Source organism: Bacillus inaquosorum KCTC 13429 (assembly GCF_000332645.1).
Taxonomy (GTDB): domain Bacteria; phylum Bacillota; class Bacilli; order Bacillales; family Bacillaceae; genus Bacillus; species Bacillus inaquosorum.
The window spans coordinates 189,351-199,646 of the sequence record NZ_AMXN01000009.1; the positions used below are offsets into that span (position 1 = coordinate 189,351).

The following is a 10,296-nucleotide window of genomic DNA, read 5'->3' on the forward strand; positions in this document are numbered from 1 at the left end:
AAAATTACAGCGTTTTCACAAGTGACAAATGGTATATTATATAGAACATTCACCCGCTTTTCTGTGTGAAATTGATTATATTGTTATGAGCCATGTGCTATATTAGAATCAGCATACGGATTAAGAAAGGACTGCTATATGTATTTAACGATTAAAGAAACAGCAGAATATACAAATCTTTCAGAGGATTATATTAAAAGTTTGGTGCAGGGAGGAAAAATCAGAGCCGTTCATGACGGTGAGCAATTTTTAATTTTTAAGGGGCAGTTCAAAACGCATCTCGAACAGCTGGAGAATTACAGAGCACTCGTGCAGGAAATCTTAAATGAACCAATCCCGGAAGATATCGATGTAAAGGATGAGGACTAGGACACAATTTCAAATTGTGTCTTTTTTTGTATATCTTTTTCAAAACAGCGAAAAAACCGAAGCGTCAGATTTTTTTCTAAGAGGCTTTTTGATGATAGATAGGGGAATATGTATCAAATAGGTTAAAAGCTTTATAAGAGGCTTTAAAGCTCATTTAAGAGGGAGGAGGTTCTGAAAAGCTTTTTCACCAGCCTATGTAACACTATGTATATTATGTTACATAAACGCCGCCGTACTTTGACTTTCAACGTTTTTCAGCTATAATAGTAACATAGACCTCAAAACGTTACATAACGGTTTTTAAGGAGTTTTTGGATGCATATTGTACAGCCGATTCGCAGTTTAGAAAAAATTCAAGATGTAAAACAGTATTTGCTAAACAAAAACAAGCGGGATTATTTTCTGTTTATTTTCGGCATCAACAGCGCGCTCCGCATTTCTGATATTCTACCGCTTCAAGTGAAGGATGTTAAAAATAAAGATCATTTATGGGCGACTGAAAGCAAAACGAAAAAGAAAAGGAAGATACTGATTTTAGAATCGCTGAAACAGGAAATATACGAGTATACGAAAAATATGAAGGAAAACGAATATCTTTTTAAATCTGTCCGGACCAGGAAGCCGATTTCCCGTATTCAGGCCTACAGGATTTTAAGAGAGGCCGCCGCGGCGTGCGGACTCGAGGAGATAGGGACGCATACGCTGCGGAAAACGTTCGGCTATCATTTTTATCAGCGGACAAAAGACATTGCCGAGCTGCAGAGAATACTGAATCATTCATCACCCTCGATTACAATGCGGTATATCGGTATTGATGAAGATACGACAAGGGCCGCGTATAAGGTTTTTGGAGGGCTTTAATACAAACCGCTTGAAAATATTTATCATCAGAGCTACTATATAAATACCAAAAGCTCTAGTAGCACAGCGGATAGTGCAGCAGTTTCCTAAACTGCAGGTCGGGAGTTCGAATCTCTCCTAGAGCGTTATACTTACAAAAAGACAATGGGCTTTTAGCCTGTTGTCTTTCTTTATGCCAAATAAAAAAACGCCCGCTTATGCAGGGCGTTTTTTCTTATATAACTGCGTCAAATTGATTGACTTTCCATTTTTTATTTTCTTTTACAAATGTCACTTTCCGTTTCGCTGCAGGTGATCCGTCTAAAGTAGGAACGGTAAATTCGTATGTGACTGTGCCGCCTTTTTTAGAGATCAGTTTAGCAGTTGATTTTTTCCAATTTAAAAGGTTGTCACCGTCGCCGATTGGCACGGCTAGTTTTCCTTTTGAAACAGTGAAGTGATAGTCTTTAAAGCCTTTTTCGATTGCTGTTTTTGTGAAAATAGGAGTTAAGTAATTCACTGCTTTTGCTTTAGTGCCTAGGTCACTGCACATGTACACGTATTGAAGATTTTGATACTCAAAAGTGCCTGATGGGCAAACTGCTTTTTTCGCTTTTGGATTGTGGCCGCTCATTGTGTTCCAAAAATGCTCTCTTGCTGATAACGCCAGCTGCAGTGCTTGTTTTTGTGATAAATCACCTGAAGTATTTTTCGCAAATGCATTTGTGCTTAATGACAGAATAAGTGCAATCGTTGTTAGAAATAGAAAACATTTTTTCATTGTGGTTCACTCCTTCAAAATCTCTTTCTCTTATGTTACAAATGTTACAATAATTACGGATAGATTACAATACTTTTGCATAAATTATTTTTTATTCTTTTACTCACAAGAAAAAAGGCTGTTACTTGCTAGTTTATTCTTCATAAGCTAAAAAGATGTGTAAAATTAGAAGAATCGGGAAGGGTTTCATATGTACAGTGATGAATAATAACATGTTACATATCCTGTTTTTGTCAAAAGAATAGGGTCATGTTTACAAACGAATTCAAATAAAGGAGCTTTCAATATGGAAACATCACAAGAACAACTTGTAACTCAGAAGAAAAGCAATCCATCTGTCTGGCGGTCTATGTCACTCTTTTTAGTTCCGCTTCTGCTAAGCAATGTACTGCAATCAGTCGGCCAGTTAGTCGGGATGATGGCTGTAGGCAGATGGCTTGGTGTTGATGCGGTTGCAGCTGTATCATCCTTTTTCCCGTTATTTTTTCTTTTAATCTCATTTACAATTGGGATCGGTTCAGGAAGCTCGATCCTGATCGGACAAGCCTACGGGGCGAAAAATGAGGAGCGGTTAAAGGCTGTTGTCGGGACGACGCTCACGTTTACGTTTTTATTAGGGGTTGTGTTAGCCGTCATCGGCAGTATTTTCACCTTGGATATTCTTCGTTTAATGGGCACGCCTGAAAATGTAATTCATGTCAGCGCCAGCTATGCACGTATTTTATTTTACGCGATGCCGTTTATGTTTTTATATTTTGCTTATACAACATTTTTGCGTGGAACTGGGGATTCTAAGACACCTTTTTATACGCTGATTGTGAGCACGGTCATTAACATAGCGCTTTTGCCTGTCTTGATCCTTGGCATGTTCGGTTTTCCGAAACTGGGCATATACGGCTCCGCATATGCAACCGTCATTTCCACGATTGCGACTTTTATTGTGTTAATGGTGTATTTGCGAAAACGAAACCATCCGCTGCAATTTGATAAAACAGTGCGCCGTTATTTGAAAATGGATAAAGAACTGCTGGCTCTCCTGCTGCGCCTTGGGATTCCATCAAGCATCAATATGATTCTCGTCTCATTATCAGAGATAGCGGTTATTTCATTCGTCAACCATTATGGCTCTAATGCGACAGCTGCATACGGCGTGGTCAACCAGGTAGCCAGCTATGTGCAGATGCCGGCCGTCAGCCTTGGTATTGCGGTGTCTATATTCGCCGCGCAATCGATCGGAGCGAACGAGTTTGGCCGCCTAAAACAGGTAATTCGTGTCGGGATTTGGCTGAATTATATCATTGGCGGTGTGCTGATCATTCTGATCTATGTTTTTTCACATCAGATTTTAGGATTATTTTTAACAGAACAAGAGACGCTTTACATTGCGCATCGTCTCTTGATGATTACATTGTGGAGTTACTTACTCTTTGGAAATGCCCAAATTATTTCTGCGACGATGCGGGCAAGCGGAACGGTTTTATGGCCGACCGTTATCAGTATTTTTGCCATCTGGGGAGTAGAGGTGCCTGTCGCGTTCGTACTTTCCCACTACACAAATCTTGAAATACTCGGCGTCTGGGTTGGCTATCCGGCTGCGTTTGCCGTCAGCTTGCTGTTGATTTATGGGTATTATCAATTCGTTTGGAAAAAGAAACAGATTACACGTCTCATCCAATAGCATCCCGAATCACACCGTTCAACAATTGAACGGTGTTTTTTGTTTGATAAAGAGAAAACATAAATGGAGGAAATATGGCACATTACATTGAATTCTTATACAAGCAATGAATCAAGGAGAGGTTGAGTACACATGGCAAACGATATTGAGAAGATTACGTATTTAGGAACACCTGCCATCAAAGCAGGCAACGAACATATAGAAATGATTGTCGTTCCCGAGTGGGGGAGCAACGTCATTTCTCTTGTGGACAAAACGACACAGCTGCAGCTTTTGCGTGAACCGGAAACAGCAGAAAGCTTTCATGATACACCAACATTGTATGGCATTCCGATCCTGTTTCCGCCTAACCGGATTAGTGACGGTACATTCAGTTTCCGGGGCAGAACATATCATTTTGATATCAATGAAAAGGATAAACACAACCATCTTCATGGGTTTCTTTATCAGGAAAAATGGAACGTAGTGACCATGAAGCAAACTGATGAAGAAGTGATCGTTGAAACTGAAATTGACCTTTCAGAGCTTCCCCATGTGTATAAGCAATTTCCGCATCATGCCGTCGTTCGGATGACATACACGCTAAAGGGGAATACTCTATTTAAACATGCGACGGTCATGAACAATGGAAAGGAAGCGTTTCCATGGGGAATCGGCTATCATACTACATTTGTTTTTCCAGAAGAAAGCTCGTTATTCTCCCTGACAGCAGATCAGCAATGGGAGTTGGATGAGCGCCTGCTGCCGACCGGGAAACTGATGGATGTACAGAATAAAGAAGCCTTGCATGAAGGGATGGATTTACGCAGCCAGCAGCTGGATGATGTCTTTTTATCTTCTTATCAGAAAAGGGGCGGAGAAAATCAGGCAGTCATTTATCATCAGCATGCACATATAAGCATTATTTATAAGGCAGATGAACAATTTAAACATTGGGTTGTATACAACGCGGACGGAAAGCAGGGATATTTATGCCCTGAACCTTACACATGGGTGACAAACGCTGTGAATCTTAATGTGTCTCCATCACTCACTGGTGTACAAGTGCTGGAGCCGGGAGAAGAAACGACAGCCAAAAGCAGTATCACCATTGAACTGAATCATCAATAGCCCATGATGAGGCGCAGAGAGGCGGGGTAAAAAAATGAAAAAAAGCATAAAGCTTTATGTTGCTGTTTTGCTGCTTTTCGTCGTTGCTTCGGTACCTTATATGCATCAGGCTGCGCAAGCGGCTGAAAAACAAGGTGCACTTGCCGGGCAGATCGATAAGATTTTAGCTGATCATCCTGCACTCGAAGGCGCAATGGCCGGCATCACCGTTCGTTCTGCGGAAACAGGCGCTGTTCTATATGAGCATTCAGGAGACATCCGAATGAGGCCCGCCTCTTCTTTAAAACTTTTGACAGCGGCCGCATCACTTTCTATTCTCGGAGAGGACTATTCCTTTACAACCGAGGTCCGGACGGATGGCAAATTTAAAGGGAAAAAGCTGAATGGAAACCTTTATTTGATAGGGAAAGGAGATCCGACACTTTTACCATCTGATTTTGAAGAAATGGCTGAGAAATTGAAACAATCCGGCGTGAAAGAGATCAAAGGCAATCTGATCGGTGATGATACGTGGTATGATGACATCCGATTATCGCCTGATATGCCGTGGAGTGATGAATACACATATTACGGCGCGCAAATCTCCGCTTTAACAGCGTCTCCGAATGAAGATTATGATGCAGGCACTGTGATTGTAGAGATCACCCCGGGTAAAAAAGAGGGGGAAAAGCCTGCCGTTTCTGTATCTCCGAAGACGGATTATGTAACGATTAAGAACGATGCCGAAACGACTGCGGCTGGCCAAAAGAAAGACCTCACGATCGAAAGAGAGCATGGAACAAACACGATCACAATTGAAGGGAGCGTACCGGTTGACGCAAGCAAGACAAAGGAATGGATTGCTGTCTGGGAGCCGGCTGGATACGCTTTGGATTTATTTAAGCAGGCACTAAAAAAACAAGGAATTACTGTAAAAGGGCACGTCAAGACAGGCACTGCGCCCGGTTCTTCAGACGTGTTAATCTCTCATCGCTCAATGCCTCTGTCAAAACTATTTGTGCCGTTTATGAAATTAAGCAATAACGGACATGCCGAAGTGCTCGTAAAAGAGATGGGGAAAGTGAAAAAAGAAGAAGGAAGCTGGGAAAAGGGACTTGAAGTATTAAACAATGCGCTTCCGGAATTTGGTGTTGATCCCAAATCACTTGTCTTAAGAGACGGATCAGGTGTCTCCCATATTAATGCTGTATCCTCAGATCAAATCTCACAGCTGTTATATGACATTCAAGATGAGAAATGGTTCTCAGCTTATCTAAATTCTCTGCCGGTTGCGGGCAATAGTGACAGGATGATAGGCGGAACACTGAGGAACCGGATGAAAGACACTCCTGCACAAGGAAAGGTAAGGGCAAAAACCGGATCGTTAAGCACAGTCAGCTCTTTATCCGGGTACGCAGAAACCAAGAGCGGAAAAACCCTTGTTTTTTCTATTCTTTTGAACGGATTGATTGATGACGAGGATGGAAAAGATATCGAGGATCAAATCGCTGTCATCTTGGCAAATCAATCATAGCGTCAGACCTGTTTTCCAAGGAAAACAGGTTTTTTTATGTCTTCAATAATATTCCGGTCGCATCTGCCAACAAATAGAAAGATTACGCGCAACAGCAAATTAGCACAATTGAAAAATTAGTGTGTAAGACCCGAATCAGAATGATACTTTTATCACTTTATATTAAAAAATTTGATGAAGAAAGAAACCAAAACTAAAGAAATAATACTATATTCAAAAAAATGTTATAAAAATTTAATATTTTTTATTGTACTTTAAAAAATATCCGTTAATATAGTGCATATATGGATTATATAGTCATATAATTTCTTTTATTGTCATTTTTCTACTTTTTTCTTACTCTCTTATTATGAGAACTGGAGGGAATCCGTTGAGCCAACATACTTATTCTTTAACCCATGCCCAAAGGAGAGTGTGGTTTACCGAACTGCTGGAGCCAGGTACCAGCATTTGCAATCTTACGGCCTGTGTGAAATTCAGAGGCAATATTGATCTTGATGTTCTAGAGGGCGCGCTGAATCATTCCATCTCCCGCAACGACGCCATCAGGTTTCAGCTGCTAGAAGGAGAAGAGCTTGAGCCGCGATTGTACCTTACTGAATATAAATATACTTCATTGGGAATAATAGATTTTTCAAATGTTGAAATGATAGAAATAGAGCAATGGATACAAGAACAAGCGAGAATCCCATTTAAACTATTCAACTCGCCTCTTTATCAATTTTATCTCCTTAGAATCCACAATCATGAGGTTTGGCTGTTTGCTAAATTCCATCATATTATAATGGACGGCATCTCCTTAAACGTGATGGGAAATCAAATTATAGATCTTTATTATCAAAAAATGAAAAAGCAAGATCCTTTACCCGATCAGCCTGAACCTTCTTACTTGAGCTACATCGAAAAAGAGAGTCAATATTTACAGTCTTCACGTTTTGCAAAGGACCGTTTATTTTGGACTCAAACCTTTCAGAATCCGCCGGAATACCACTCGTTAGCCGGCCAGACGTCTTTACAAAAACAGAGCACATCCGCATCCAGAGATACCATCACCCTTTCACCTCATCTAGGGCAAACGATTCGAATCTTTTGCGAAGAACAAAAGATCAATATCACTTCCTTATTTATGGCTTCATTTTACATATGCATCAGCCGGATCACTTCTAAAAAAGATCTTGCCATCGGCACCTACTATGGCAACAGAGGGTCAAAGGCTGAAAAAGAAATGCTCGGCATGTTCGTCAGTTCTCTTCCCATCAGAATAACGGTTGATCCTGACGCGGACTTTCTATCCTTTGTCCGTAGAGTAGGCAGGGAACAGCTTTCCGTTATGCGTCACCAACGGTTTCCTTATAATTTGCTTGTAAATGAGTTAAGAAAAGAACAGAAGGATTTACACAACCTTATCGGTATATCTATGCAGTATCAACCGCTCCAATGGCACAATGCAGACGGTTTTGACTATGAAACGGCGCTTTATTTCAGCGGATACACCGCGAACGAGCTTTCTGTTCAAATACAGGAACGGACAGACACCGGAACTATTCAATTAAATTTCGACTATCAAAATACCTTGTTTTCTCTTGAGGATATTAAGCGAATACAGAACCATCTGCTTACGTTACTGGAAAACGCCCTTCAACATCCGCACAGTTTCATAAAAGAATTAGATATGACTAATATAAGAGAGAAACAAAAATTGTTGTATGAGTTTAATAAGACGGAAGCTGTTTCGCCTGAAGCCCCGACCCTGCACGGACTGTTTGAACGACAGGCGGCTTTCACACCGGAGCGGCCGGCCATTCGCTTTTCCAGCGGTTCGCTGACGTACGCTGAGCTTGACATGTATGCCGGCCGTCTGGCCTCGCGCCTCGCGGCACGAGGCGTCACGAAGGAAAGCATCGTCGGTGTCCTGTCTGAGCGGTCACCTGAAATGCTGATAGCTGTACTTGCTGTCTTGAAGGCAGGCGGGGCGTATTTGCCGCTTGATCCTGCATATCCAAAGGAACGGCTGAGCTACATGCTGAAAGACAGCGGGGCCGCGCTCTTGCTGGTACAGCCGGGATGTTCCGCACCGAGCTTTTCCGGAGAGATGCTTGAAGTGGACATGGCATCTTTTGCGAGCGAAAAAGCAGAAAACGATGTGTTTACTCCTGCTGACGGCGGTTCTCTCGCCTATGTCATCTATACGTCGGGCTCCACCGGGAAGCCAAAAGGGGTAGCCGTTGAGCACCGCCAGGCTGTTTCCTTTCTGACTGGCATGCAGCGTCAGTTTCCGCTTCAGGAAGATGACATTGTCATGGTGAAAACCTCTTTTTCCTTTGATGCGTCTGTGTGGCAGCTGTTTTGGTGGTCCCTTTCCGGCGCTTCGGCTTATCTGCTTCCGCCCGGATGGGAAAAAGACCCGGCATTGATCGTACAAGCCATTCATCAGGAAAGTATTACAACGGCCCATTTTATTCCGGCTATGCTGAACAGCTTTCTGGATCAAGCGGAAATGAAAGCGCTCGGTGATGGGATAAGCCTGAAGCGTGTATTCGCCGGAGGTGAACCGCTTGCGCCCCATGTGGCAGCCCGTTTTGCTTCTTTATTGCCGCAGGTATCGCTGATTCATGGCTACGGGCCGACAGAAGCGACGGTTGACGCGGCATTTTACGTGTTGGACCCAGGGCGGGACAGGGATCGCTTTCGGATTCCGATCGGAAAACCCGTACCCGGTGCGCGTTTGTATGTTTTAGATGCGCATTTAGCCGTACAGCCTTGCGGTGTCGCCGGCGAACTGTACATTGCCGGATCGGGTGTTGCCAGAGGTTATTTGAATCGGCCGGCCTTAACGGAGGAGCGTTTTCTTGAGGACCCGTTTTACCCGGGTGAACGCATGTACAAAACCGGGGATTTGGCGCGCTGGCTCCCTGACGGGAATATTGAATTCCTCGGCCGTACGGATGATCAGGTGAAAATCCGCGGCTACCGGATTGAGCCCGGAGAAATTGAAGCGGTGCTAAGAGGCATAGAGGGCATCAGGGAGGCAGCCATTACCGTACGGACAGACAGCGACGAGCCGGAATTATGCGCCTATGCAGAAGGGCTCGGAAGAAACGAAGTGCGGGCGCAGCTCGAAACACTTTTACCGGGATACATGATCCCAGCCCATATGATAGAGATGGAACAGTGGCCAGTTACGCCAAGCGGAAAGCTGGATCGAAACGCCCTGCCAGCTCCTGGCGGAGCTGCAGATGCGGAGACCTACACGGCGCCGAGCAATGTGACAGAGATGAAGCTTGCCCAGCTGTGGGAGGACGTGCTGAAAAATGGTCCTGTCGGGATTCACGACAACTTTTTCGACCGCGGAGGACATTCCTTAAAAGCAACGGCGCTTGTCTCCCGGATCGCCAAAGAATTCGATGTACAGGTGCCGCTGAAAGATGTGTTTGCCCATCCGACTGTTGAAGGACTGGCTTCCGTTATCCGTGAAGGAACGGACAGTCCATATGAAGCGATGAAGCCGGCTGAAAAACGCGAGGCCTATCCGGTTTCCTCCGCTCAAAAACGGATCTATGTCCTTCAGCAGCTGGAGTACGGAGGGACAGGCTACAATATGCCGGCTGTGTTAGAGCTGGAAGGGAAGCTGGACCCCGAAAGGCTGGACAGGGCCTTTAAAGAGCTAATCAAGCGCCACGAGTCGCTTCGGACATCCTTCGAACAGGACGAAAGCGGCGAGCCGGTGCAGCGCATCCATGACGTGGTGCCGTTTACACTACAGACAGCAGTCTTCGGCGAACAAACCGAACAGGAAGCCACAGCCGCGTTTATCGAGCCGTTTGATCTCAGCCAAGCGCCGCTGTTCCGTGCCCAAATCGTAAAGGTATCAGATGAGCGGCACCTGTTGCTGGTTGATATGCATCACATTATTTCAGATGGTGTTTCCGTCAATATTCTGATTCGGGAATTCGGAGAGCTTTACAACAACCGGATCCTTCCGGCGCTTCACATTCAATATAAAGA

General features: G+C 43.9%; 7 protein-coding genes and 1 tRNA gene. 7 read left to right on the forward strand and 1 reads right to left on the reverse strand.

Annotated elements, in window-relative coordinates; genetic code table 11:
• The first annotated feature begins 138 nt into the window (after positions 1–138).
• The 3 genes from BSI_RS01965 (at position 139) to BSI_RS01955 (ending at position 1,355) form a co-directional block, all read left to right on the forward strand.
• On the forward strand, positions 139–369 hold the full coding sequence (locus tag BSI_RS01965) for an excisionase family DNA-binding protein (RefSeq protein WP_003241933.1): 231 nt from the start codon (positions 139–141) through the stop codon (positions 367–369).
• 315 nt (positions 370–684) lie between these two features.
• Complete coding sequence (locus BSI_RS01960; protein ID WP_003241935.1) at positions 685–1,230, forward strand: site-specific integrase; 546 nt, start codon at positions 685–687, stop codon at positions 1,228–1,230.
• 52 nt (positions 1,231–1,282) lie between these two features.
• Positions 1,283–1,355, forward strand: a tRNA-Arg gene (locus tag BSI_RS01955).
• A gap of 89 nt (positions 1,356–1,444) precedes the next feature.
• Here the strand turns inward: BSI_RS01955 and iseA are convergent.
• Positions 1,445–1,990, reverse strand: a complete 546-nt coding sequence (iseA, locus tag BSI_RS01950) for a DL-endopeptidase inhibitor IseA (RefSeq protein WP_003241937.1) — start codon at positions 1,988–1,990, stop codon at positions 1,445–1,447.
• Between the two features lie 286 nt (positions 1,991–2,276).
• Between iseA and BSI_RS01945 the strand changes: the two genes are divergently transcribed.
• The 4 genes from BSI_RS01945 to BSI_RS0121685 all read left to right on the forward strand — a co-directional run.
• On the forward strand, positions 2,277–3,668 hold the full coding sequence (locus tag BSI_RS01945; RefSeq protein WP_003241939.1) for an MATE family efflux transporter: 1,392 nt from the start codon (positions 2,277–2,279) through the stop codon (positions 3,666–3,668).
• A gap of 132 nt (positions 3,669–3,800) precedes the next feature.
• On the forward strand, positions 3,801–4,778 hold the full coding sequence (gene galM, locus BSI_RS01940; RefSeq protein WP_003241940.1) for an aldose 1-epimerase: 978 nt from the start codon (positions 3,801–3,803) through the stop codon (positions 4,776–4,778).
• A 34-nt stretch (positions 4,779–4,812) separates the two neighbouring features.
• The gene (dacB, locus tag BSI_RS01935; protein ID WP_003241941.1) at positions 4,813–6,291 is read left to right on the forward strand and encodes a D-alanyl-D-alanine carboxypeptidase/D-alanyl-D-alanine endopeptidase; all 1,479 of its coding nucleotides are present in this window, start codon (positions 4,813–4,815) and stop codon (positions 6,289–6,291) included.
• A 370-nt stretch (positions 6,292–6,661) separates the two neighbouring features.
• Positions 6,662–10,296: non-ribosomal peptide synthetase (locus BSI_RS0121685; protein WP_032732320.1), on the forward strand; the 3,635-nt coding region annotated here is incomplete at its 3' end.

Coding starts and splice junctions, on each gene's coding strand:
- dacB (WP_003241941.1), top strand. CDS start 4,813: ATGAAAAAAAGCATAAAGCTTTATGTTGCTGTTTTGCTGCTTTTCGTC.
- BSI_RS01945 (WP_003241939.1), top strand. CDS start 2,277: ATGGAAACATCACAAGAACAACTTGTAACTCAGAAGAAAAGCAATCCA.
- BSI_RS01960 (WP_003241935.1), top strand. CDS start 685: ATGCATATTGTACAGCCGATTCGCAGTTTAGAAAAAATTCAAGATGTA.
- galM (WP_003241940.1), top strand. CDS start 3,801: ATGGCAAACGATATTGAGAAGATTACGTATTTAGGAACACCTGCCATC.
- iseA (WP_003241937.1), bottom strand. CDS start 1,990: ATGAAAAAATGTTTTCTATTTCTAACAACGATTGCACTTATTCTGTCA.
- BSI_RS01965 (WP_003241933.1), top strand. CDS start 139: ATGTATTTAACGATTAAAGAAACAGCAGAATATACAAATCTTTCAGAG.